The organism is Arsukibacterium sp. MJ3 (genome assembly GCF_000987765.1).
GTDB lineage: Bacteria > Pseudomonadota > Gammaproteobacteria > Enterobacterales > Alteromonadaceae > Alishewanella.
Map to the genome: position 1 here is coordinate 78,346 of NZ_LAHP01000015.1, position 25,741 is coordinate 104,086.

General features: G+C 47.0%; 19 protein-coding genes. 16 read left to right on the plus strand and 3 right to left on the minus strand.

Annotated features, from left to right (window positions below; genetic code table 11):
* The first annotated feature begins 147 nt into the window (after positions 1–147).
* From VT06_RS12055 to VT06_RS12100, 9 genes are all read left to right on the plus strand, one after another.
* Entirely contained in the window at positions 148–537 is a 390-nt protein-coding gene (locus VT06_RS12055; protein WP_046554558.1) for a response regulator, read from the plus strand.
* Between the two features lie 64 nt (positions 538–601).
* On the plus strand, positions 602–2,965 hold the full coding sequence (locus VT06_RS12060; protein ID WP_046554559.1) for a PAS domain-containing protein: 2,364 nt from the start codon (positions 602–604) through the stop codon (positions 2,963–2,965).
* A gap of 97 nt (positions 2,966–3,062) precedes the next feature.
* The gene (locus tag VT06_RS12065) at positions 3,063–4,694 is read left to right on the plus strand and encodes a diguanylate cyclase (protein ID WP_046554560.1); all 1,632 of its coding nucleotides are present in this window, start codon (positions 3,063–3,065) and stop codon (positions 4,692–4,694) included.
* 135 nt (positions 4,695–4,829) lie between these two features.
* Positions 4,830–6,743, plus strand: coding sequence for a molecular chaperone DnaK (gene dnaK, locus VT06_RS12070; protein WP_046554561.1), 1,914 nt, complete (start codon positions 4,830–4,832; stop codon positions 6,741–6,743).
* A gap of 58 nt (positions 6,744–6,801) precedes the next feature.
* Positions 6,802–7,944, plus strand: a complete 1,143-nt coding sequence (gene dnaJ / locus VT06_RS12075) for a molecular chaperone DnaJ (RefSeq protein ID WP_046554562.1) — start codon at positions 6,802–6,804, stop codon at positions 7,942–7,944.
* A gap of 100 nt (positions 7,945–8,044) precedes the next feature.
* Positions 8,045–8,845, plus strand: a complete 801-nt coding sequence (locus tag VT06_RS12080) for a M48 family metallopeptidase (RefSeq protein WP_046554563.1) — start codon at positions 8,045–8,047, stop codon at positions 8,843–8,845.
* A gap of 177 nt (positions 8,846–9,022) precedes the next feature.
* Positions 9,023–9,613 (plus strand): hypothetical protein, encoded by a 591-nt coding sequence (locus tag VT06_RS12085; RefSeq protein WP_046554564.1) that lies wholly within the window; start codon positions 9,023–9,025, stop codon positions 9,611–9,613.
* A gap of 181 nt (positions 9,614–9,794) precedes the next feature.
* The gene (locus VT06_RS12095) at positions 9,795–10,652 is read left to right on the plus strand and encodes an HprK-related kinase A (protein WP_046554566.1); all 858 of its coding nucleotides are present in this window, start codon (positions 9,795–9,797) and stop codon (positions 10,650–10,652) included.
* Positions 10,646–11,707, plus strand: coding sequence for a nucleotidyltransferase family protein (locus VT06_RS12100; RefSeq protein ID WP_046554567.1), 1,062 nt, complete (start codon positions 10,646–10,648; stop codon positions 11,705–11,707). Before VT06_RS12095 ends, VT06_RS12100 begins: the two co-directional genes overlap by 7 nt.
* Here VT06_RS12100 and VT06_RS12105 read toward each other — a convergent pair.
* On the minus strand, positions 11,700–13,037 hold the full coding sequence (locus tag VT06_RS12105) for a Na+/H+ antiporter NhaC family protein (RefSeq protein ID WP_046554568.1): 1,338 nt from the start codon (positions 13,035–13,037) through the stop codon (positions 11,700–11,702). The genes VT06_RS12100 and VT06_RS12105 overlap by 8 nt on opposite strands.
* 177 nt (positions 13,038–13,214) lie before the next feature.
* On the opposite strand from VT06_RS12105, the gene VT06_RS12110 reads away from it, so the two are divergent.
* The 7 genes from VT06_RS12110 (at position 13,215) to greA (ending at position 23,605) form a co-directional block, all read left to right on the plus strand.
* Positions 13,215–15,086, plus strand: coding sequence for an MFS transporter (locus tag VT06_RS12110; protein ID WP_046554569.1), 1,872 nt, complete (start codon positions 13,215–13,217; stop codon positions 15,084–15,086).
* Positions 15,087–15,279: 193 nt separating this feature from the next.
* Entirely contained in the window at positions 15,280–16,272 is a 993-nt protein-coding gene (locus tag VT06_RS12115) for an SGNH/GDSL hydrolase family protein (protein ID WP_046554570.1), read from the plus strand.
* Between the two features lie 161 nt (positions 16,273–16,433).
* The gene (locus tag VT06_RS12120; RefSeq protein ID WP_046554571.1) at positions 16,434–17,588 is read left to right on the plus strand and encodes an iron-containing alcohol dehydrogenase; all 1,155 of its coding nucleotides are present in this window, start codon (positions 16,434–16,436) and stop codon (positions 17,586–17,588) included.
* A gap of 145 nt (positions 17,589–17,733) precedes the next feature.
* On the plus strand, positions 17,734–18,543 hold the full coding sequence (dapB, locus tag VT06_RS12125; protein WP_046554572.1) for a 4-hydroxy-tetrahydrodipicolinate reductase: 810 nt from the start codon (positions 17,734–17,736) through the stop codon (positions 18,541–18,543).
* 209 nt (positions 18,544–18,752) lie between these two features.
* Positions 18,753–19,883: a glutamine-hydrolyzing carbamoyl-phosphate synthase small subunit gene (carA, locus tag VT06_RS12130; RefSeq protein WP_046554573.1), complete on the plus strand. Its 1,131-nt coding sequence runs from the start codon at positions 18,753–18,755 to the stop codon at positions 19,881–19,883.
* Between the two features lie 27 nt (positions 19,884–19,910).
* Positions 19,911–23,132 carry a carbamoyl-phosphate synthase large subunit gene (gene carB, locus VT06_RS12135; RefSeq protein WP_046554574.1) on the plus strand — a complete coding sequence of 1,074 codons (3,222 nt, stop codon included), beginning with the start codon at positions 19,911–19,913 and terminating at the stop codon, positions 23,130–23,132.
* Positions 23,129–23,605 (plus strand): transcription elongation factor GreA, encoded by a 477-nt coding sequence (gene greA / locus VT06_RS12140; RefSeq protein ID WP_046554575.1) that lies wholly within the window; start codon positions 23,129–23,131, stop codon positions 23,603–23,605. Before carB ends, greA begins: the two co-directional genes overlap by 4 nt.
* 51 nt (positions 23,606–23,656) lie before the next feature.
* On the opposite strand, the gene VT06_RS12145 is transcribed toward greA, so the two are convergent.
* Together VT06_RS12145 and VT06_RS12150 are read right to left on the minus strand one after the other, a co-directional pair.
* Positions 23,657–24,817 (minus strand): RNA polymerase sigma factor, encoded by a 1,161-nt coding sequence (locus VT06_RS12145; protein ID WP_046554576.1) that lies wholly within the window; start codon positions 24,815–24,817, stop codon positions 23,657–23,659.
* A 7-nt stretch (positions 24,818–24,824) separates the two neighbouring features.
* A partial coding sequence (locus VT06_RS12150) for an alpha/beta fold hydrolase (RefSeq protein ID WP_369796913.1) occupies positions 24,825–25,741 on the minus strand: 917 nt, incomplete at its 5' end.

Consider the following 25,741-nt stretch of genomic DNA (forward strand, 5'->3'; position numbering starts at 1 on the left):
AACCGTAACATTTATAAGCGTCTTGATTAAATAAAGGAACATGGCAACGTCTTGAAAAGTTAGTACTGTCGGTAATAAAAGTCGTATAACAACTGAAGTGCTGGCAAGATGCCTAATATTATACAGTGATAACCATGGGGATATCTGATGCCATTGCAACGTATTATGCACGTAGAAGACGATGAATCGATTAGAGCTGTAGCTGAAATTGCCCTTACCGATGTTGCCGGGTTTGAATTGCTTAGCTGCGGCAGCGGCCAAAGTGCCATTAACCAGGTAGAAGCCTTTGCCCCGCAGCTTATTTTGCTGGATGTGATGATGCCGCAAATGGACGGTTTGCAAACCCTGGCGGCATTAAGGCAGTTGCCTGGAGTAAAAACTATACCTGTCGTATTTATGACGGCAAGGATCCAACAAGCAGAAAAGCAGCATTATCTGGATGCCGGTGCTATTGCGGTAATTGATAAACCATTTGATCCAATGCAACTTGGCGATACATTACACCGTTTGTATCAGCAACAATTAGACAATAACTAGTGTTGCATTACTGCACTTTGCAAAGCCAATAGGTTACATCAGAATTATAATTTGTGGAGAGTGTATGCAGCAGCCTTTAACCCCCGAAAATGAGGCAGAGCGTTTGCAGGCTTTGCTCGATACTGCCTTGCTTGATACGGCTGCTGAACCACGATTTGACCGCCTGACGTCTCTGGTGCAGCAATGTTTAAGCACTGACATTGTGCTGGTGTCACTTATCGACAGCAATCGGCAGTGGTTTAAATCACGCCAAGGTTTAAGCGCCTGCGAAACCGGTCGGGACATTTCCTTTTGTGGCCATGCCATTTTAGGCGCTGATATTTTTGAAATTTGTGATGCCAGTACAGATGCACGCTTTGCCGATAACCCGCTGGTAACCAGTGCGCCCTATATTCGTTTCTATGCCGGTGCACCGTTAACCATTGCCGGCCAACGAATTGGTACTTTGTGCCTTATCGACCCTAAGCCCAGACAGTTAGATAACAGAGAACGTCAGATATTGCGCCAGTTTGCGGATGCCATTGAGCAAGAAATTACTGACCGGTTACAGCAACAGGCTGAACGAGAACTTAAAGCCAGCCAAGATCAATTTCAAACGCTGGTGGCTAATATTCCGGGTATTACTTATCGTTGTAAGGCAGATAGTAACTGGACCATGCTGTACATGAGCAGCAGTATAGATCCCTTATCCGGTTATCCGGCCAGTGATTTTATAAATAATAGCGTGCGCAGCTACGCCAGTGTTATTCATCCTGACGATCGTGACTGGTTAGATAAGGACGTAGCCACATCGATTGAAACCAAGCAAAGCTGGCAGCTGAAATATCGGGTAATACATAAAAATGGTAACTTACGTTGGGTGGAGGAGCGAGGCCGGGCTCAGTATAACGATTTCGGCGAGGTTACCTTTTTAGACGGTTTTGTTCTGGACATTACGGAAGAGAAAAAACTGCGGCAACAGTTACTGACGTTAACATCGCAGTTACCCGGAGTGGTCTACCAATATCAGCAATGGCCAGACGGTCGGGCTGCTTTCCCTTATGCCAGTAATGCTTTTGAAAAAATTTACGGTGTAACAGCAGAGCAGGTGAAAGAACATGCCGGCGCGGCATTTGCCACCATTTACCCGGAAGATTTACCTGCCCTGGCTGAGAGTATTGCGGCATCCGCAAAAAACCTGTCGCTGTGGCAGCATCAGTACCGGGTGCAGCGTGATAATCAATTAGCCTGGCTGTCAGGCCGGGCGACGCCTGAGGCTATGCTAGACGGAAGCACCTTATGGCACGGTTATATCGAAGATATTACCAGTTCTAAACATTACTATCTTGAACTGGAGCGGGTGAATAAAACGCTGAAATTAACCCAGCAGCGGCTGGACATGGCCAGTGAAAATGCTTTAATAGGTTTTTGGCAGGCATCTTTAAAAAGTGGTGAGTTGTCATGGTCGCCGGTTATTTATCAGATTTTTGGTTTTAATGACAGTATTACTCCCAGTGTGGCTTTGTTTAAAAGCACTATTCATCCACTAGACCGGTTACTCGTTCAGCAAAGCGAACAACGCGCGATTGAAACCGGTTTACATGACGTGGTGCACCGGATAATTCGGCCCGATGGCAGTATTCGCTGGGTGCACGAACTGGCCAGAATGTTACCCGAGGCAGAAAACCCGGAGCAGGTGTTGATTGGTTCAGTACAGGATGTTACCGAACGCATGCAGCTGTCACAAATGAAAGATCAGTTTATCGCCACGGTCAGCCATGAGCTGCGCACCCCGCTTACCTCAATTAATGGCGCACTTGCCTTATTAAACTCCACTGCTTTAGGCCAGGTTCCTGCCAATATGCAACGCTTGTTACAGGTGGCTTTAAGTAACAGTGAGCGATTAACCCAGCTGGTAAATGACTTACTGGATATCGAAAAACTCAGTGCCGGCAAAATGCCATTTACTATTCAGCCACTGCCAGTAGAGGCAGAACTTTATAAAGCGGTTGAGAACCTGCAAGTTTTTGCCAACCAACATCAGGTGCAATTGCAGATTGTGCCGCCTGAAGCCCCGTTGGTGGTGCTGGCCGACAGTTTGCGTTTACAGCAAGTACTCACTAATTTGTTATCGAACGCGATTAAGTTTTCGATTAAAGACGGCATGGTCAGCCTTGGCGTCTGGCAAAAAGATAAGATGATTCGAATTGAGGTAAAAGATACCGGTAACGGCATACCGCTGCAATTTCAAAGTCGGGTGTTTGAACGATTTGCTCAGGCCGATGATTCAAATCAACGACAAAACCGTGGTACGGGTTTAGGCTTGGCGATTAGTAAGGAATTGTTGGAACAAATGCAAGGCGACATCGGCTTTACCAGCGAAGTAGGGCGAGGTACCACGTTTTATTTTGATTTGCCGCTTGCCTCAGTTATTATCGATAACAGTTAGCGCTAATATGCACATTAAGCTTATTAAAATAGTTGGTATGTGAACGTAATTCATTTTTTTTGTATTTGATGTATTTGATGTATTTGACGGTGACATAATGGAAAACAGCAAACTTAAAGTGAATTTGCCTGCGGCTTTTGGTGCAATAAGGCAACGCTTTGAACAAAACCTGGCCCAGCGCGTTATTGGCTTGCAACAAATACAAACGGTTGCTGATGTAAAAGCTTTAAGTTTACTGCCTGAGATTATCAGAGAAACCCATAAACTGGCGGGGGCTTGTGGCACTTTTGGCTTTGCCACACTGGGCACCATGGCAAGGCAAATTGAGCAGCTGACATCAGCAATACTGAATAAACCCGTGACAGAGCAACTGCACACCCTTACTGAATTAAAGCGTTTGCTGCAAGAATTTGACAGCGCGGTGAACGTGGTACTCAGTTCTGCTGATGCAACGCCAGCTGAGCAAATGCTACCGCAGCCTGAAAGTAACAGTGTGTGGTTGCTGTTAAATAATATGCCGTTAACCGCTGAGTTAACTGCGCAGTTAGCCGCATTTGGGCATGACGTAGTGCAGTTTACCGATTTTGACTCTTGCCTGAAAAAACTGCAGTTTACTGCACCAAAACTATTATTCAGCGCTACACAGCTTAGCAACGGCAGCGCGTTATTTAAACAGAAATTACTATTAGATTTGTTGATTAAAAAACACATCAGTTTAATGGTGTTTTCAGAAATCGATAACTTCGAGCTACGCATTCAGGCATCACAGTACCGGGCGCGGGAATTTTTTATTTCGCCGCTTGACGTGCCGAATATGCTTACTGCCAGCAGTGAACTGTTGGAGCAGCGTACGGGAAAGTCTGGCCGGGTATTTATTGTTGATGATGACAGATTACTGGCAGAGCATTACGCCTTAGTGCTAAACAGCGTTGGCATCGAGACCCAAATTATTGGTCGGATCCACAATATTATTGACGAGCTAACCCGCTTCCAGCCTGATCTAATTTTAATGGACATGTATATGCCTGAGTTCTCAGGCGCTGAGGTTGCGGGTTTAATCAGGCAGTACAAATCATTAAAACGGTTGCCCATAGTGTTTTTATCATCTGAAACCAATAAAACACTGCAAATAAGAGCAATGGCTCATGGTGCTGATGACTTTATTACTAAGCCTATCGATGATATTCAGCTAATTCAGGCGATAAAAATTCGGCTGGCTCGTAGTTTACAAATTAAAAACTTAATTGAAAAAGACAGTTTAACCTCGTTAATAAAACACAGTGCTATAAAAGAAGCGGCAGATCTGGAATATGAACGTAGTGAACGAACGGGCACCCCGCTTAGCGTGGTAATGTTGGATATTGACCATTTTAAAAACGTTAATGATAAATATGGTCATGCAGTCGGCGATTTGGTGATTACTTCGCTCGCAACCTTATTACGTAAGCGTATTCGTAAAACCGATCGGGCCGGGCGTTATGGCGGTGAAGAATTTATGCTGGTGTTGCCAGAGTGCTCGGCGGCGCAGTCTAGGTTGCTGGTAGAAAAAATACTGGCGGCATTTGCCAGTTTACAGTTTCAGGCAAATGACGCCCCCTTTGCCTGCACATTCTCGGCTGGAGTTGCCTGCACCGTGGATAACCACTTTACCAGCTCCACTCAATTAATTAACGCTGCTGATGGTGCATTATACCGCGCTAAGCATGCTGGACGAAACCAGGTTTGCTAATTTAGGCCGCAGGTTTGGTTTTTCAGCCGCCCTTCTTAAAATTTTTTAACTAATAACCTTGAATCGATTAGGGCTTATCCCCATTAATTGCTCAACGCAATTGTTAATTGTTCAGAATATAAGTGGAGAGCCGTAATGGGTAGAATAATCGGTATTGATTTGGGTACCACCAATTCATGTGTTGCTGTATTAGATGGTAACAAACCTCGGGTTTTAGAAAATGCAGAAGGTACACGTACCACGCCTTCAATTATTGCTTATGCTGAAGATGGCGAAGTATTAGTAGGTCAGCCGGCAAAACGGCAGGCGGTAACTAACCCTAAAAATACCCTGTATGCGATTAAGCGTTTAATTGGCCGTCGCTTTGAAGACGAAGAAGTACAGCGTGATATTAAAATTATGCCGTTTAAGATAATTAAAGCGGATAATGGCGATGCCTGGGTTGAAGTAAAAGACAAAAAACTGGCTGCACCACAAATTTCAGCTGAAGTGCTGAAGAAAATGAAGAAAACTGCTGAAGATTTCTTAGGCGAGCCGGTAACTGCTGCGGTAATTACCGTACCTGCCTATTTTAATGATGCGCAGCGCCAAGCCACTAAAGATGCAGGCCGCATTGCTGGTTTAGACGTAAAGCGTATTATTAACGAGCCAACCGCTGCGGCACTGGCTTATGGTATGGATAAAAAGAAAGGCGACACCAAGATTGCGGTATATGACTTGGGTGGTGGTACTTTTGATATCTCTATTATTGAAATTGATGATGTAGATGGCGAGCAAACATTTGAAGTGTTATCTACCAATGGTGATACTCATTTAGGTGGTGAAGACTTCGATAACCGGGTAATTAATTATTTGGTTGAAGAGTTTAAAAAAGAGCAAGGCATGGATCTGCGTAATGATCCATTAGCTATGCAACGGTTAAAAGAAGCAGCTGAAAAAGCCAAGATTGAGCTGTCATCTGCTTCGCAAACTGAAGTAAACCTGCCTTATATTACGGCAGATGCTTCAGGGCCAAAACACTTAAATATTAAAGTTACCCGCGCCAAACTTGAGGCGTTAGTAGAAGACTTAGTACAGCGTACCTTAGAGCCGCTGAAAAAAGCGTTAGCTGATGCTGATTTAAAAGTAACCGACATTGATGAAATTATTTTGGTAGGTGGGCAGACTCGGATGCCAAAAGTACAGGAAGCGGTAACGGCTTTCTTTGGCAAAGAACCTCGTAAAGACGTTAATCCTGATGAAGCGGTAGCGGTAGGTGCAGCAATTCAGGCTGGCGTACTGTCGGGCGAAGTGAAAGACGTCTTGTTGCTGGACGTAACGCCATTGTCTTTGGGTATTGAAACCATGGGTAGCGTGATGACCGCCCTTATTGAGCGTAACACCACGATACCAACTAAAAAGTCGCAAGTGTTTTCAACTGCGGATGACAACCAATCGGCAGTTACCATTCACGTGCTGCAAGGTGAGCGTAAACGCGCCACTGATAATAAATCGCTGGGCCAGTTTAATTTAGAAGGTATTCGCGGTGGTCGTCGTGGTGAGCCGCAAATTGAAGTGACTTTCGATTTAGACGCTGATGGTATTTTACATGTGTCTGCAAAAGATAAAGATACCGGTAAAGAGCAGAAAATTACCATTAAAGCGTCTTCAGGTTTGTCAGAAGATGAAATTTCGGCCATGGTGCGTGACGCTGAAGCCCATGCTGAAGATGACAAAAAGTTTGAAGAGCTGGTGCAAACCCGTAATCAGGCTGATGCCATGGTGCATGCCACCCGCAAGCAGTTAGAAGAAGTGGGTGACAGTTTAGCCAGCGAAGACAAAGTAGCCATCGAAACGGCGATTAACGAGCTGGAAACAGCGTTGAAAACCAGTGATAAAGCAGAAATTGATGCAAAATCACAGGCGTTAGTACAAGCGTCGCAAAAGCTGATGGAAGCAGCACAGGCTAAATCCCAACAGGGTGGTGCTGATGCTGGTCAGCAGCAAGCAGCTGGTGCAGATGATGTTGTCGACGCTGAGTTTGAAGAAGTAAAAGACGACAACAAATAAAATAGGCCCGGGCTGTAGTATACTGCAGCCCTTTGATTAAGAAGTAAGCACTAAATTTATGTCAAAGCGTGACTACTATGAAGTATTGGGTGTCGCTAAAGGCGCCGATGATAAAGACATCAAAAAGGCTTATAAACGCCTCGCTATGAAATTTCACCCTGACCGAACGCAGGGTGACAAAGGCATGGAAGAGAAGTTTAAAGAAGTCCAGGAAGCCTATGAGGTTTTATCAGACGAGCAAAAACGCGCTGCCTACGATCGTTTTGGCCATGCCGGGGTTGATCCTAACCGTGGTGGTGGCGGTGGTGCAGGCGGAGCGGGTGCTGGCGACTTTGGTGATATTTTCGGCGATGTATTTGGTGATATCTTTGGTGGCAACGGCCGCGGTGGTCAATCGCGGGCGCAGCGTGGCTCAGACTTACGTTATAATCTGGAATTACACTTAGAAGAAGCAGTGAAAGGTAAGTCGGTTGATATTAAAGTGCCTACTTATGTTAGCTGTGACAGTTGCGACGGTTCAGGTGCTAAAAAAGGCACTTCGGCAAAAAGCTGTAACACTTGTCGCGGTGCTGGGCAGGTAACCATGCGTCAAGGTTTCTTTGCAGTGCAACAAACCTGCCCAACCTGTAATGGTCGTGGCAAAATTATTCCAGAGCCGTGCAGTAAGTGTCATGGTGAAGGCCGGGTTGAAAAAACCAAAACCTTGTCGGTAAAAATTCCAGCAGGAGTCGACACCGGTGATCGTATTCGTTTAACCGGCGAAGGTGAAGCCGGTATGCATGGTGCGCCGGCGGGCGACCTTTATGTGCAGGTAAATGTAAAAGCGCACGCTATTTTTCAACGCGACGGCAATAACCTGTACTGCGATGTACCACTAAGTTTTGCCACCGCTGCACTGGGTGGTGAGATTGCTGTGCCAACGCTTGATGGCAGAATAAAACTGAAAATACCTGCCGAGACGCAAACTGAAAAAATGTTTCGTTTGCGTGGTAAAGGGGTGCAGTCGGTGCGTGGTGGCGGTGTTGGCGATCTGGTGTGTAAGGTTGTTATTGAAACCCCGGTTAACCTAAGCGATAAACAAAAAGAGTTGTTGCGTCAGCTGGATGACAGCATGGCTGGCGAAAGTGAAGCTAAGCATCGACCAAAGTCGAAAGGTTTTTTTGATGGTGTTAAAAAGTTCTTTGATGATTTAACCGGTTAAATACCTTAAAAACCACCTTCGGGTGGTTTTTTTTTCAGTTCCCGATACAATTAACCGCAAGGTTTTTCCTCCGTGGATTTATATTAATAAGGATTTTGTTATGCTGAAGACGTTTTCACTGGCGGCGGTTGCTGCAATGGTTTTAGTAGCGTGTGCGCAATCTCCCACCGGGCGCAATCAGATAATGCTATTTGATGATAGCCAACTAAGCAGCATGGGCGAGAAAACGTTCGACATCATGAAAGCTGAAACGCCCATTAGCAAAGATGCTAAAACCAATAATTACGTGCAATGCATAGCCAGTGCATTGCTCAGAGTAACCCCGGAGAAATACCTGACTAACCCTTGGGAAGTTGTGGTGTTTGATAGTGAGCAAGTAAATGCGTTTGCTTTGCCCGGTGGTAAGATAGGCGTGTACACTGGCCTGTTAAACGTAGCTGAAAATCAAGAGCAATTAGCCGCCGTAATTGGCCATGAAATTGCGCATGTGATTGCCGGTCACAGCAATGAGCGTTTATCCACTAACCAGTTTGTGCAGTCTGCTTTAGCGCTGGGTGATGCGGGTACCAAAGCCTATGGAGTACAGTATCAGCAAGAAATAATGACCGCGCTGGGATTAGGCGCTCAGTTAGGGGTAACACTGCCTTTTAGCCGTACGCATGAATCTGAAGCAGATATTGTAGGTTTAGATTTAATGGCAAAAGCTGGTTTCGAACCACGCCAGGCGGTGAACCTGTGGCAAAATATGGCGGCTGCTAGCAGCAATAGCATGCCACAATTTTTATCCAGTCACCCGATACCGCAAAACCGAATTACTGATTTACGGGCCAAAATGCCAGAGGCGATGGCCACGTTTAACGAGCGAAAAAAAGCTGGCCGTTTACCAAATTGTAGTCGATAATTAGTATAAATTATGGTGGTTGACGTCAGATTAATTTACAATTTTGCATTTTTTTGATGGTTTTACTTCTATATAATGTATTATTTCAATCGATTACAGCTTTGGTTTAAAATTTGCATATCATATTCATAATGCCTAGCAGTAAGCTGAACCAACAGGACAAGGGTGATAAAATTTATGGACAATAAGGATATTAATGCAACCAGTGGTCGCCGTAAATTTTTAGTGCGAGCGGGCATGGGCTCTTTACCCGTACTAATGGCGTTAAAAAGTAAAGGTGCCTGGGGCTATAGCACTCAAAACTGTAATTTAAGTGCCTCCATGTCAAAAATGCAATCGGTGCAAGCAGAGCAATTTGAAACCTGCCGGGCTGGTTTTTTATCGCATGGTGGAGGCAAACAATATTTTGATCTTGGCTCTGGTAACGAGCGCAAAGGTTATTTTAATTCAACGTCTACCAAATATCATAAGAATGGTGTTGAGACTTTCACCTATGCTGGCATAGTGATTAATGAAAATACCCGGTTTAATGATATTTTCGCTGGTGGTTATGGCGGTACTCTTAAAGAGGCTGTTAATCAGGGCGGAGATAACAATTTAATCCGAAATATTGCCAGCTCATTTCTGCATTCAATGTTTTACTATGGTCAGGGTTTATACCCGGATCCTGCTGCTTTTGTTGACGCATACAATACGGCAATGTTGAACGGTCAAACCGTCCAGTTGTCGAAGGTATTGAAAATGTATATAGACGGCACTAGCAACTAGTGTCTTTATTACTTACCTCTGGTTATGCAGCCTGGCTTAGCAAGGCCAGGCAAGCGCTTAGCATGCAGCAGCAGTATAATAGTTATGTATTTTTGACTGATAATACTACTGTGTGTTTCGATAACATCAGTTATGCTACTTCCAAAATTTTACCGGAAAACCTGACTAAGCCGGAGTAACGTTGTCGCTTATTTCATTACATACGCCGCCCTTTACCGTGCGTATTGCCACCGATAGCTCCACCTTATTTAATAATTTAGCGGCCTTGTATCCGCTTACAATATTGCAAAAAGCCCCTGTTGCTGAGCATATTTACGATTTTCATATCGATTACACCCGACGTTTTAGCGGCAAAAGTCGACCTTATCATTTTCGTACCGGTACTGAACATTTTCGAATGGCTGATGCTCATCAACTGATCCCAACCTTTGAATGGGGCTTAAATTGGTGTGTGTCTGCTTATCAGCAACAGTATTTGGCTATTCATGCTGCGGTACTGGAGAAAGACGGTAAGGCACTGATTATGCCGGCGCCGCCCGGAAGTGGTAAAAGTACCTTGTGTGCGTTGTTAATGTTACAAGGCTGGCGCTTATTGTCGGATGAAATGTGTCTGATCGATCCTCTTAGCGGCAGGTTACAGCCCTATGTGCGGCCAGTCAGCTTAAAAAACGCCTCAATTGATGTTATTCAGCACTATTATCCCGACGTGGCAGTATTGCATCGCACCCCTGATACAGAAAAAGGTACTGTTGCCTATTTACGACCAACAGACAGTAGCTGGCAGCAAGCGAATAGTAGCGCCAAACCGTATTGGATAATTTTTCCAGCTTACCAGGCCAGTAGTGAGCCGGTAGCGGCATTTACCATGCCAAAAGCAGATACCTTGCTTTATTTGGCGCAGAACAGTTTTAATTATGCGGTATTTGGCGCTGATGGCTTTAACTTGTTGTGTCAGTTAGTGGAGAACACCCAAAATTATCGGTTGGAATACAGTGATACTAAACAAATGCTGCAATTACTGGAGCAGTTATTATGTTAATACCGCTGCCCATTCGTTGTTTTGCTAACCCGCAAGCGTTTTTAGCCAGTGCCAGTGCTGCTGATTGGACTGATTTGTTACAACAGGCGCGAAGCCTTGGTTTAACGGCGCAGCTACGGGCGTTATTTGTTCGCCATTCGTTATTCCAGCAGTTGCCAGCGACGGTGCAGCGACATTGTGACTGGGGCTGGCGCTATTATCAGAAACAGCAAGCCAGCTTATTTAACGAATTATTACAATTGGAACCTTGCTTAGCGCAAGCCAGCTATCCTTGTGTATTATTAAAAGGCGCCGCTTATCAGGCGTTAGGTTTGGCCGTTAGCGAAGGTCGGCTTTATTCTGATATCGACTTACTGGTAAACCGGCAACAGTTAAATGACTGCAAGGCTAAATTATTTTTCGCGGGTTTTTTTGAACCCGTAATGTCAGCTTACGATAAACACTTTTATCTGGAATTGTCGCATGAAAATCCGCCGCTTTATCATGTTAAACGCGGCACGGCGATAGATCTACATTTTGCACTTTTTCCGCTGGCCGGCCAAAAAAAATTGGCCACCGAGCAGGTGTTTCAACACGCTAACCCCATTGCCGGTTCTTGTCTGCAGACGCCAAGCCTCAGCTATTTATATATCCATGCCGCTATTCATTTTTTCTGGCAGGAAGAACAGCACAAGCTGGTAAAAGACTTAATTGATCTGGACTTACTCTGCAGCGAACTTGCCGGGCAACAGCGATTAACGCAATTACTCTGTGACAGTGAGCAGTTTGGTGCGCTAGAGCCAGTAGTGAATACGTTGCTGCTAGTTCAGCGCTTGTTTGGTCGGGAGTTTCCAGTTGATATTGCAGCAATATTAGCACACAGCTCTAAGCGGCGAACGGTAGCCAGGGCATTGGTGCTGGCCCAGTTACATTTTGGCATTAAAGCCAGGCTGGCCGGGGCCCTTTGGTACTTGCGTGGTTACCGTCATAAAATGCATTGGCGGGCGCTAACCCGCCATGTCTGGGTGAAAAGCAAGCTAGCCTGGCAACAACGTAGCAAAAAATACACTAGCTAAATTCGTTGGCAGGTATTGCTTGCTCTGGCCGGCGCAACAGAATAATGCTGCTGGCAACGACTAATAAAATTAAACAATAGTAGCTATGGCTAACCACCTGCCAGGGTGAAATACCAAAGCTGGCGCCTAACAACAATGCCTGCGCGCCATAGGGCACCAAACCCTGGCTAATGCAGGCAAAAATGTCTAATAAGCTGGCACTGCGCCTGGGGGTGATCTGGTGTTGTTGAGCCAAGGTTTTGCTGACGTCACCGGTTAATACTATCGCCACGGTATTATTGGCAATACACAGGTTACTGAAAAAAGCGAGTGCGGCTATCGCCAATTGCTGAGCTTTGTTCCCTGCCAGTGCTAATTTACCAGTGATGTTTTGAATTTTAGCGGCAATCCAGCTTAGGCCGCCTTGTTGCTTAATAAACTCACTTAAGCCACTGACCAGCATAGCCAACAGAAAAATTTCCTGCACACTGGCAAAACCTGCGGCAATATCCTGGCCAATGCCGGTGAGTTGATAGTCGGCAAACAGGCTGCCTTGCAGTGCTGCCAGCACTATGCCCAGTAACAGCACAACAAACACATTTAAGCCCATTACCGCCAGCACTAAAATTGCTGCATAGGGCAGTACGCCACTCCAGCTAAAGTCGGCGGCTGTTACCGGCGTAGTAGCGCTGGTTAACAAGCTGTACAGCAGTAAAGTAAGCAAAGCTGCTGGCAAAGCAATTTTTATATTTTCTTTAAACTTATCTGCCATCTTTGCCCCCTGGGTGCGGGTTGCGGCAATAGTAGTATCAGAAATAATAGACAGGTTGTCACCAAACATCGCGCCGCTTAGCAACACTCCGGCCACCAGCGCATTATCCAGGCTAGCCTGAGAGGCTAAGCCGGCTGCTATGGGGGCCAGCGCGCCAATGGTGCCCATTGACGTGCCCATTGCAGTAGAAATGAGTGCGGCAATAATAAACAAGCCGGGTAACAGCCAGGCCGCAGGTACGATGCTCAGGCCGGCATTCACTGCGGCATCTACGCCGCCGGTAGCGGTTGCTACACTGGCAAATGCGCCAGCCAGCAAGTAAATCATACACATGGTAATAATATTGTGGTTGCCGGCCCCTTTAATTAGCACCTCAATTGATTGTTGTAATGGTGCACGGTGCAGCCAGATAGCCAGGATGAGTGCCGGAATAATCGCCACATGCCCCGGTAATTGATAAAAAGCATAATCAACATTCTGGGCTTGAAAATATAAGCCACTGCCTAAAAACAATAGCACGAACAGCCCCAGTGGCAGCAGTGAACGCTTGGCGCCGGGTGGGCTTGCAGAATTTAGCATGGTTAACCTCATTTAAATGGGGTGCAAACTATATAGATGGCCAGACGGCCTGTCAATGAGTGCACTATTTGCTGGCGTCAAGCCACTAACTTAGGGTAGTTTGTGGGAAAATCCTATCGTTTTAACAGGCTAAGGTTTTGCACTTAGCTAAAATAAGTTGGTTAAGCAGGAATAACTATGTCAAACCGCAACATTATTTCCAGTCGCCGTTTTTTACCCTTTTTTTTGACGCAGGCGCTGGGCGCTTTTAACGATAATGTCTTTAAAAACTCACTAATGCTACTGCTGGCATTTACCGCTGCCAGCGCTTTACCCTGGAGTACCGATTTAACCATGAACCTGGCAGCAGGTTTGTTTATTTTGCCGTTTTTATTGTTTTCAGCCACAGCAGGCGCGCTGGCCGACAGCATGTGTAAAACCCGCTTGATCCGGCTGTTAAAGTTAACCGAAATTGTATTAATGCTCGGCGCGGCGTTAGCCTTTTATTTTCAGCAGTACCTGTTGCTGCTGGGCTTGTTGTTTTTAATGGGTAGCCAGTCGGCTTTTTTTGGTCCGGCAAAATATGCCATTTTACCGCAATTACTTAGTGATAAAGCGCTGTTATCCGGCAATGCCTGGGTAGAAATGGGCACCTTTGTTGCTATTTTACTCGGTACTATTGTCGGTGGTTTACTGGCAGGAAACGCGCATGCTCCATTATGGATTGGCGCCCTGGTGGTGTTTTTTGCTGTACTGGGTTATCTGAGTAGCCGGGCTATTCCTGAAGTAGGCCAGGTTCAGCAGGCTGAACCCTTTACCTTTGCACCGGTAAAACAAACGCTGCAAACCATTAAAATTAGTTACGCCAACCGCACCTTGTATTTAGCCATTATGGCCATTAGTTGGTTTTGGTTTTTGGGTGCAAGTTATTTAACACAATTTCCTAATTTCACTAAAACCATGCTGGCAGGCGACAATACCGTGGTTACCGCTCTGCTGGTGGCTTTTTCGGTCGGGGTGGGGCTTGGCTCAATGCTCTGTGAGCGTTTGTCTGGTAACCAGGTCGAGTTGGGGTTGGTGCCGTTGGGCTCTATTGGGTTAACCGTGTTTGGTTGTAGTTTGTATTTTAGTACGCCAGAGAGTGCGCCAGCTCAACTGCAGGCAATAGGGGCCTTTTTACAAACCAGCTATGGTTGGTGGATTTTACTTGATTTGACCCTAATTGGGGTGTCGGGTGGTTTATTTATTGTGCCATTGTATGCCTTGTTACAAAAGCGTGCACAGCCAAGCCAGCGCGCCAGAATGATCGCTGCTAATAATATTTTTAATGCCTTGTTTATGGTGGTTAGTGCCATTGCCGGCATCGTGTTTTTAGCGGTACTGGGGTTAACTATTCCACAGTATTTTTTAATTTTGGCCATTATGAATGCGGTAGTCGCCTTATATGTTTACAGTCAGGTACCAGAGTTTGCGCTGCGCTTTGTTATTTACCTGCTTAGCCATACTTTATATCGGGTGCAAAGCCTTGGCCTGGATAACATTCCAGAGCAGGGCGCTGCGGTGCTGGTGGCCAACCATGTTAGCTATGTAGATGCTATGCTGATCGCCGGTGCCGTGCGCCGTCCGGTGCGGTTTGTTATGGAAAAAGCCATTTACGATATGCCGGTAGCTAATTGGTTATTTCGCGCCGCTCGCACTATTCCTATTTGCAGCAAACAAAAAAATGAACAGGTGTATGACGCAGCGTTTGCCGCTATTCGCCGTGAACTGGCTGACGGTAACTTGGTGTGTATTTTTCCGGAGGGCCGTTTGACCAAAACCGGCGACATCGACAGTTTTCGGCCAGGCATAGAGCGGATAATTGCAGAATACCCGGTACCGGTGGTGCCAATGGCTTTGCAAGGTCTGTGGGGATCATTTTTTAGTCATTACGGTAAAGGTGCGTTTAAAGTAAAAAGCCGCTGGTGGTCTAAGGTATCGTTAATTGCCGAAACACCGATAGCGGCAACCGCCGTCAGTGCTGCTGATTTGGAATTACGGGTTCGCGCCTTGCGGGGCGAGCATCGTTGATGGCTGCTAAAGCGTCAGGTTTATTTACAAATACTAAATTGGTAATAGCGAGGCGTATTTTAGCTTAGCAAGCATTGCCGTTCTGGCACTGGCTTGGCTGTTGCGGTTTAATAATAGGCATATATATTGCTTTTGATTTTGTTGTGACCAGCCCTGGTTGCTAACAACAATAACAAAAGACAAGGATAATCCTATGACAATTGTTCAACCAATGCGTTGGCTAAAGTATGTTGTGCTGAGTTTAAGTTTTACTCTACTTGCTTTACCTGCTTCGGCATCACTTTTTTCTAATATTTATATTTTTGGCGATAGCCTATCTGACACCGGTAATACTGCACAAGCAACGGGTAATCTTCTTGGTGGTCCAGTCGGTTACGGCAATAACCGGCGGTTCTCGAATGGCATTTTGTGGCACGAGTATTTGTCGAATGAACTTGAGTTACCCACGACAAGTTCGGCTTTTGGCGGCAATAATTACGCTTTTGGTGGTGCTCAAATTAATAATACGGGTGGCTTTTCTGCAGGAGTTTTAACCCAATATGACCAATATCTGGGTCAGCTTGGCGCTAATCCTTTTGATGCTGATGCGCTTTATATAGCCTGGGCAGGGGGTAACGATATGCGGGGATTGGTTCGTACGGCTAATCCGTTAACAGCCATCGCCAATGTTATCTCAGTATTTCAAGGTGTGCTCAGTGATATGATTTACCGCGGAGCGACAACGTTATTAGTGCCCAACTTACCAAATTTGGGTGCAATCCCTGAGTTTCGCACTACAATTAATGCCTCAAATGCTGTTTTTGTAAGTGTTACCTGGAACCAGTTACTTGAACAAATGTTGGTTGATTTAGCCAGACAAACTCGCGCTGATATATACATGTTAGATGTATTTGGCTTATTTACTGATATTTTGGCTGATCCGCAGTCTGAAGGTTTTACTAACACCACCGGCCAGTGCCGCTCGTTGCTTTTTGGCATTATCGAACGCTCTTGTGCTCAGCCTGGTCAGTTTGTGTTTTGGGATAATATTCACCCTACCACGGCTGCTCACGCCGTATTAGGCCGGGAAGCGGCATTGTTGCTGCAAAGTGGTCAAACGGTATATCAGCAAGTGCCAGAGCCTGCGACGCTGGCGTTATTTTTGTTGGCATCACTTTGGTTTGTCCGGCGGCGGCGCGCGTTATAATTTACGTCGGTAGGTTGTTGTAACACCAGACAACATGAATATTGTCTGGTGTTTTTGTTGGATCGTCTGATGTTTTACCATAAGTAACTTGAACTAGCCAAGGTTGCCCTCATAACCAGATACTGCCTGTGAATTAGCAGTGGCTTACTTTGGAGTTGTAGATGCTTAACTTTTCTTTTCAAAATCCTACCCGAATTGTCTTTGGTAAAGGCCAACTGCAGCAGTTGGCTACCTTAATTCCGGCCGGTAGCAAGGTATTGTTGCTATATGGTGGCGGCTCTATTAAGCAAAATGGTGTTTATCAGCAAGTCGTTGCTGCGCTGGACGGTTTTGATTGGCAGGAATTTAAAGGCATTGAGCCCAACCCCAGTTTTGAAACGCTGATGCGCGCTGCTGATTTAGTGCGCCAGAAAAAAATTGATTTCTTGCTACCCGTTGGTGGCGGCAGCGTGATTGATGGTGCTAAATTTGTGGCCGCAGCGGCAGTATACTCAGGTGATGCCTGGGATATTCTGGCGAACGGTGGCAAGGTAGAATCGGCAGTGGCGCTGGGTTGTGTGCTAACTTTGCCGGCAACCGGCACTGAAAGTAACGGCAACTCGGTTGTTACCCGCTATGAAACTCAGCAAAAACTGGCGTTTTCCAGCCCACAGGTGTTCCCGCAATTTGCCATTTTAGACCCTAGCGTTACCTTTAGTTTGCCGCCACGGCAAGTGGCCAATGGCGTGGTCGATGCCTTTGTGCATGTAATAGAGCAATATTTAACGTATCCGGTAAATGCACCGGTACAAGACCGCTTTGCAGAAGGCTTGTTGCAAACGTTAATAGAGCAGGGCCCTAAGGCGCTGAGTGATCCTGACGACTACGACGTGCGGGCCAATATTATGTGGGCTGCTACCATGGCGCTGAATGGCCTGATTGGCCAGGGTGTGCCACAAGACTGGGCTACTCATATGATTGGCCATGAAATAACCGCGTTATATGGCCTGGATCATGCGCAAACGCTGGCCATAGTATTACCCGCGTTGATGCAACAGCAACGCCAGCAAAAACGGGAAAAGTTGCTGCAGTTTGGCCGGCGGGTGTGGCAATTACATCATCAGGACGAAGAGCGCCTAATTGATGACACCATTGCTCACACCCGGGGGTTTTTTGAACAAATGGGCGTGCCTACCCGGCTAGCCGATTATGGCATTGCTGCCGATGCTGTGGAGCAACTGCTGGCCAAGCTGGAAGCGCATGGTATGGTTAAGTTGGGCGAGCATGGCGACATTACCCTCGACGTGTCACGGCAGATTTTGCAAAAAGCGATTTAAGACACTAATAACACTTAGAAAGAAAGGTTATGGCGTCTGTTGTTAATTATGGTAAACAAATAGCCATTAAGATGGCTATTTTGCTTCCACCTATTGGCTGCTTTTGCTTTAATAGCCGCCATCGTTATTTATACAGGGTAAGCTTATGCCTGCTATCGGAATATTCGGCGCTAACGGCCGTATGGGTCGTGCTTTAACCACTGTTGCCAAAGAGCAACAGTTAAACCTTACCGCTGCCACAGTGCGGCCAGGCTCGGCATTGCTGGGGGTTGATGCCGGCGAGCTGGCTGGTTGCGGTAAACTGGGGCTGGCGTTGACGGCCACCGGCAGTGCCAGCATTAGCAGCGCCGATATTTGGGTTGACTTTACTATGCCCGAGCCGATGCTGGCGCATGTAGCGTTGGCGGTGGCAGCCAAAAAAGCCATGGTAATTGGGGTAACCGGTTTAACCGACAGCCAATATCAACAGCTGCAGCAAGCCAGCAAGCACATTGCTATTGTTTGGGCACCTAATATGAGTGTCGGTATAAATTTAATGCTGCATTTGGTGCAAACTGCCGCCAAAGTAATGGGGCAAACCGCCGATATTGAAATAATTGAAGCGCATCATCGCTTTAAAAAAGACGCCCCCTCAGGCACCGCTATGGCCATTGGTGCCAGTATTGCCAAAGTACTAGAGCGCAATTTGGCGGAAGTGGCGGTGTATGGCCGTGAGGGAATAACGGGTGAGCGACCCGCGCAAACTATAGGCTTTGCTACGGTGCGCGGCGGTGATATTGTTGGTGATCATACCGCCTTGTTTGCAGATTTAGGCGAAAGACTGGAAATAACCCACAAAGCCTCCAGCAGAAACACCTTCGCCCAAGGCGCCATGCGTGCTGCTTTGTGGTTGCAAAATAAACAGCCCGGACTTTATTCTATGCAGCAAGTGCTAGGTTTAGCTGACTTAACCTAAGCTTTTAAGCAACTAAACTCAATAACCAGCGAAAGCAGCTAAATCTGAATAAAACCAAATTAGCCGTAGCCAAAATTGTGCTTTTCGCCTAGAATATGCAGGTTTGCCCGGTTACTAACTTGGGCGAATACGCAGATTAGAATTTTGGGTCAAAACGGGAGGTAAAATACAGTTGGTTTTTCCCCGTTTTTTGCTGTTTGGAGGTTATTTTGACTAAGTCCGCCCTGCTCGTACTGGAAGACGGCACCGTATTTCACGGTACAGCCATTGGCGCTGAAGGAGTGTCTGTAGGTGAGGTGGTGTTTAACACCTCGATGACCGGGTATCAGGAAATATTAACTGATCCCTCATATGCAGAGCAAATAGTAACACTCACTTACCCCCATATTGGTAACACCGGCACCAATAGCGAAGACGAAGAATCTGGACAAGTTTGGGCCAAGGGCCTGATTATTCGCGATCTGCCGCTGTTAGCGAGTAATTTTCGTAATCAACTTTCACTTTCTGACTATCTTTCGCAGCATAATATTTTGGGCATCGCCGATATTGATACCCGTAAGTTAACCCGTATTTTACGGCAAAAAGGCGCCCAGAACGGTTGCATCATGGCCGGTGATAAGCTGGATCAGGCAAAGGCGTTGCAGCTGGCAAAAGATTTTACGGGCTTAGCGGGCATGGATTTAGCCAAAGAAGTCAGCGTAAAAGCGCCTTATCAATGGACTGAAGGCAGCTGGGTACTGGGCGAAGGCTATCAGCCTGCTGCACCACAGCAGTTTCATGTAGTAGCATACGATTTTGGTGTTAAGCGCAATATTCTGCGCATGTTAGCAGACCGTGGTTGCAAGCTAACCGTGGTGCCGGCACAAACACCGGCCAGTGAGGTATTGGCACTGCAACCCGACGGCATCTTTTTATCCAATGGCCCGGGCGATCCAGCACCCTGCACCTATGCGATTGCTGCCATTAAAAGCTTTCTTGAAACAGACATTCCGCTGTTTGGCATTTGTTTGGGCCATCAGTTACTGGCGTTGGCCAGTGGTGCCAACACCTTAAAAATGAAGTTTGGCCATCATGGTGCTAACCACCCGGTACAAAATCTTGACACTTCAAAAGTGCTGATCACCGCCCAGAACCATGGCTTTGCCGTAGACGAAGCCACCTTGCCTGCCACATTACGTGTTACCCATAAGTCGTTGTTTGATGGTTCATTGCAGGGCATTCATCGTACTGACAAGCCGGCATTTAGCTTTCAGGGCCACCCTGAAGCCAGCCCCGGCCCGCATGAAGCCTCTGAGCTATTCGACCACTTTATTACGCTGATGCAACAGCATAAAGCCTAAAACACGAATTACGGAGAGACTGACCCAATGCCAAAACGTACCGACATAAAAAGCATTCTGATTATAGGCGCCGGCCCCATCGTGATTGGCCAGGCGTGTGAATTCGACTATTCAGGCGCGCAGGCGTGTAAAGCGCTGCGCGAGGAAGGCTACCGGGTTATTCTGGTAAATTCTAATCCGGCGACCATAATGACCGATCCGGATATGGCCGATGCCACTTATATCGAGCCTATACATTGGCAGGTAGTAGAGAAAATTATTCAAAAAGAGCGGCCGTGTGCGGTGCTGCCAACCATGGGCGGCCAAACTGCACTGAACTGTGCGCTGGAACTAGAGCGCCATGGCGTGTTGGCGAAATACAATGTTGAAATGATTGGCGCCACCGCCGATGCTATTGACAAGGCAGAAGACAGAAGCCGCTTTGATAAAGCCATGCGCTCTATTGGTTTAGCGTGTCCGCGCGCGGGCTTTGCGCACTCGATGGAAGAAGCGTATCAGGTACTGGACGACATTGGCTTTCCGTGTATTATCCGGCCGTCTTTTACCATGGGAGGCTCGGGTGGCGGCATTGCTTATAACCGCGAAGAGTTTGAAGAAATTTGTACCGGTGGCCTCGATTTGTCGCCAACCAAAGAGTTGTTAATTGATGAGTCGTTAATTGGCTGGAAAGAATATGAAATGGAAGTGGTGCGCGATAAAAACGATAACTGCATTATCGTTTGTGCCATTGAAAACTTTGATCCGATGGGCGTGCACACCGGTGACTCTATTACCGTGGCCCCGGCGCAAACCTTAACCGACAAAGAATACCAGATTATGCGTAATGCCTCTTTGGCGATACTGCGTGAAATTGGGGTTGAAACCGGCGGCTCAAATGTGCAATTCGGTATTAATCCGGTTGACGGCCGGATGGTAATCATCGAAATGAACCCACGGGTATCACGCTCTTCTGCACTAGCCTCTAAAGCCACTGGTTTTCCGATTGCTAAAGTGGCAGCAAAGTTAGCAGTGGGGTATACCCTAGACGAGCTGGCAAATGACATTACCGGTGGCCGCACACCAGCCTCGTTTGAGCCAAGTATCGACTATGTAGTTACTAAGGTGCCGCGTTTTAATTTTGAAAAGTTTGCCGGTGCCAACGATCGTCTTACTACCCAGATGAAATCGGTGGGCGAGGTAATGGCCATTGGCCGTAACCAGCAGGAGTCGTTGCAAAAAGCACTGCGTGGCCTGGAAATTGGCGTGTCTGGTCTGGATCCGATTATTGATATTAACCAGCCGGAAGCCAAAGATAAACTTACCCGCGAATTGCGTGAGCCAGGTTCACACCGTATTTGGTACATTGCCGATGCTTTCCGTTTTGGTATGAGCATGGACGATATCTATACCCTTACCAACATCGACCGCTGGTTCTTAGCGCAAATTGAAGACTTAGTAAAAGAAGAGCAAGCACTGGCAAAAGATGGTTTTGCGGCCTTAGATGAAGCCCGTTTGAAAAGGCTAAAACGCAAAGGTTTTGCCGATAGCCGTATTGCTGACGTATTAGGTGTTAGTGAAAACGAAGTACGCAAAAAACGTTATGGCTATAAATTGCACCCGGTGTATAAGCGGGTTGATACCTGCGCCGCCGAATTTGCCTCAGACACGGCCTACCTTTACAGCACCTATGATGAAGAGTGTGAAGCGGCGCCGACTACTCGCGATAAAATTATGATTATTGGCGGTGGCCCAAACCGAATTGGTCAGGGTATCGAGTTTGATTACTGTTGTGTACATGCAGCACTGGCGCTGCGTGAAGACGGTTATGAAACCATTATGGTTAACTGTAACCCTGAAACTGTATCAACCGATTACGACACGTCTGACCGTTTATACTTTGAACCGATAACGCTAGAAGACGTGCTAGAAATTGTGCGGATAGAACAACCTAAAGGCGTAATTGTACAATACGGTGGCCAAACCCCATTAAAATTAGCGCGGGCGCTGGAAGCAAATGGCGTGCCAATTATAGGCACGTCGCCAGATGCCATTGACCGCGCAGAAGACCGTGAGCGCTTTCAACAGGCGGTAGACCGCTTAGGCTTAAAACAGCCGCAAAATGCTACGGTAACCAGTGTAGAAGAAGCCTTAGCGCGCGCCCATGAAATTGGTTTTCCCATGGTGGTTCGTCCGTCCTATGTGCTGGGTGGCCGCGCCATGGAAATTGTTTATGATGACCAAGATTTACGCCGTTACATGACCGAAGCGGTAAGCGTGTCAAACGACTCACCCGTGCTACTAGATAACTTCCTCGATGATGCCATTGAAGTTGATATTGACGCTATATGTGATGGCAAAGAGGTAATTATCGGCGGCATTATGGAGCATATTGAGCAAGCCGGTGTTCACTCAGGCGACTCTGCTTGTTCTTTACCACCGCACAGCCTAAGCAAAGAAATTCAGGATGTAATGCGTGAGCAAGTGAAAAAGCTGGCATTAGAGCTTGGGGTAGTAGGCTTAATGAACACCCAGTTTGCGGTAAAAGATAACGAAGTGTATTTAATTGAAGTAAACCCGCGTGCAGCCCGAACCGTACCCTTTGTGTCTAAAGCAACCGGTGTGGCGATAGCCAAAGTAGGTGCCCGCTGCATGGTTGGTCAGTCGCTGGCCTCGCAGGGCATTACCCGCGAAATTATTCCACCGTACTTTTCGGTAAAAGAAGTGGTGATCCCGTTTAACAAGTTCCCGGGCGTTGACCCAATTCTTGGCCCGGAAATGCGTTCAACCGGTGAAGTAATGGGTATTGCCGACACCTTTGAAGAAGCGTTTGCTAAAGGTGAGTTAGGTGCAGGTAGCGTGATCCCAACCGGTGGCAGAGCCTTGCTTTCGGTACGAGACAGCGATAAAGTGCGGGTTGTGGCGTTGGCAAAAGAAATGGTGGCAATCGGTTTCGAACTGGATGCCACTGGTGGCACCGCTAGGGCCTTGGCTGCTGCCGGCGTACCATGTCGTACTGTTAACAAAGTATTCGAAGGCCGGCCACATATTTTGGATCGGATTAAAAATGGCGAATACAGTTACATTGTTAACACTACCGAAGGGCGCCAGGCTATTGAAGACTCTAAAGTTTTACGCCGTGGTGCACTGCAACATAAAGCCAACTATACTACAACGCTAAACGCAGCATTCGCTACCTGTAAGGCGAATACTGCCAGTGCTTTTAACAACGTCAATTCTATTCAAGAATTACATAAGAGAGTGAACGGATGAGTCCAATTCCGATGACAATTCAAGGCGCAGAAGCATTGCGTGTTGAACTGCATGAGCTTAAATCGGTAAAACGGCCTGTCATTATCCAGGCTATCGCTGAGGCCCGTGCCCATGGCGATTTAAAAGAAAATGCGGAATACCATGCTGCTCGCGAGCAGCAAGGATTTTGTGAAGGCCGTATTCAGGATATCGAAGGCAAATTGTCTAATGTGCAAATTATCGATATCAGTAAAATGCCTAACAACGGCAAAGTGATATTTGGTGCCACGGTGTCTATTTTAAACCTGGTTACTGAAGAAGAAGTAACCTACCGTATCGTAGGCGATGACGAAGCTGACATTAAAAACAATTTAATTTCGGTTAATTCACCCATTGCCCGCGGTTTAATCGGTAAATCAGTAGATGACGTGGCTAATATTACAACTCCAAAAGGCGTGGTTGAGTTTGAAATTATTAACGTTAAATACATTTAGTTGCTAGCCTTTATCTAATCTAAAAACGCCAGGCTAGCCTTGGCGTTTTTTTTAGCCCCAAAACCAGCGGCTACTGCGCATCAAACCGATGATTAAGCCACCAAAACCGGCCATGGCGCCACCCAGTGTACCAATCCAACACCACAACCGGTTGCGTTGATAGCGTTTTTTTGCCTGGGTGTCATGTTTTGCTTTAGCCAGCAATCGCGGTTTAATGGTTTGCCATACCCCATGCTGCAGGTAGCCAAGCCCGGCCATAAACAGGCTAAAAGCCAATATCGGCGCCACCGCACCGGCGGTAAACTGATAAGCCAGCGCCAACAGGATACCGCTTAGCAGCACCCAGCCAATGCTTATATTGCGGTATTTCAATAATTGCTGGCGCTCCTGGATGCTTTCGGCCCGCTTCAATGGCTGGCGCATACCCAAAATAACCCCAAGCACTCCACCCAAAGCACCTAACATCGCGCCACCCAATAACCAGCTTATTTTGGCCAGACCCGTGCTGTTTGCCGCCAATGCACTGGCTGAGGCTGCGGCCACTGGCGGGCTGGCGAGGGTCAGAGCGCTGCAAATGGCGGTGGTTAACCCCAGCCCCGGTGCGGTGCTTAAAATAAGCTTGCCATATTTGGCCAGCAACTGCTGTTTTAACAGCTCACGCACCCGCTGCAGTTTTTTCCTGACATTGCTCTCGTTTAAGCCGAGTAGTTGTGCGACATGCTGGCTATTTTGCTCTTCCCGGTAAAACAACAGCACTATTTCGCGGCTTTCAGCGGGCAGCTCTGCTAAAAACTCGCGTATAATCGCAATGTGCTCTGCGCGTATAAAATCGGTGACAGGATCACTGTCGCTGGCAAAGGTAGCCAGTAAGGCTTCGGCGTGCTCTCCGCGCTCCGTGAGTTTTTCATGGCTGTCTCGTAAATAGTTATAAGCACGGTAGCGGGTAATTTGCCGCACCCAGGGTAAAAAGCTGTCGGGGTTTTGCAGGCTATGCAGTTGCTGCCAGGCGGCTATAAACACTTGCTGGCAAATTTCTTCACTGGCATCCAAATCTTTAACAATCGCCAGTGCAATACTGCTAACACTATTCTGGCAACGCCGGATAAGCCGGCTAAAAGCTTGCATATCACCGGCCATTGCCGCGCTTACATCAGGTTGTATTTGCTGGGCAATAGTAAAGGTGACATTGGCTGTTAACGAGTGGCTTGGCATAGCGGCGTTACTCCTGTAATGCCAAGCGAAGCGTAGTAATAAACCATTCGGGTTCATCCAGCATCATAAAATGGCGGCTGTTAGTATTCATTAGCAAGTGGGCATTAGCAATAGTGGTAATTTGCTGCTGATACAAGGCTTCAGCTTGCGGCTGTTGTGCCTCTGGCAGTGCACCGCTGGCGCCGAGCAACCATACTTTACTTTTAATAGCGCCAACCTGTGGCCGTAAGTCAGTGGTTAATAGTTCATACAGTGCTTGCCCTACGCTGTGGCTATCCGATGCTGCAGCCATCGCTAACACCAATTGCTGATGTTCGGCCGAGCGTGCCTGAATGTAAATACCCTGGGTTGCTGTTGCAAGCAGCTGCTCACGATTTAAACGTTGATAATATTGCTTTAACTGTAGCGCCTGTTGCTGCATATCACTGACCTGGGTTGCGTTATTGCGGCTAAATAGTGGCGCAATATACGGCAGGCCATCTACGGCTACCACCGTGCCTATCTGCTTTGGCGCAGCGCTTGCTAAAGCAAAAGCCAGAAACGCCCCTAAACTGTGTCCCACAATGGCCGGTTGCTGCAATTGCTGCTGTTGAATATAACGTAGTAAGTCTTGCTTAACGGTAGGTAGCAATTCGCCCGCAATAGCGGGGGTGCCAGCAAAACCAGCAATGCTAATTACATGCAGCTGATAATCGTTTTGCAGTGCGGTGACGGTGTCTTGCCAAATGCGGCTATCTGACATTAGGCCAGGGATAACTATAACCGGCTTACCCGCACCAACCACGTCCACATTAAAGCTTTGGTATGTTTCAGTTTTAGGCGCAGCGTTTAATTGCGGCACAATAACACCGACTACCAAGGTTAAGCTGATGGCCAGATAAGTCCAGCAGCTGGGTTTGGTTTTTTTCGGCGTGCTGTTTATGT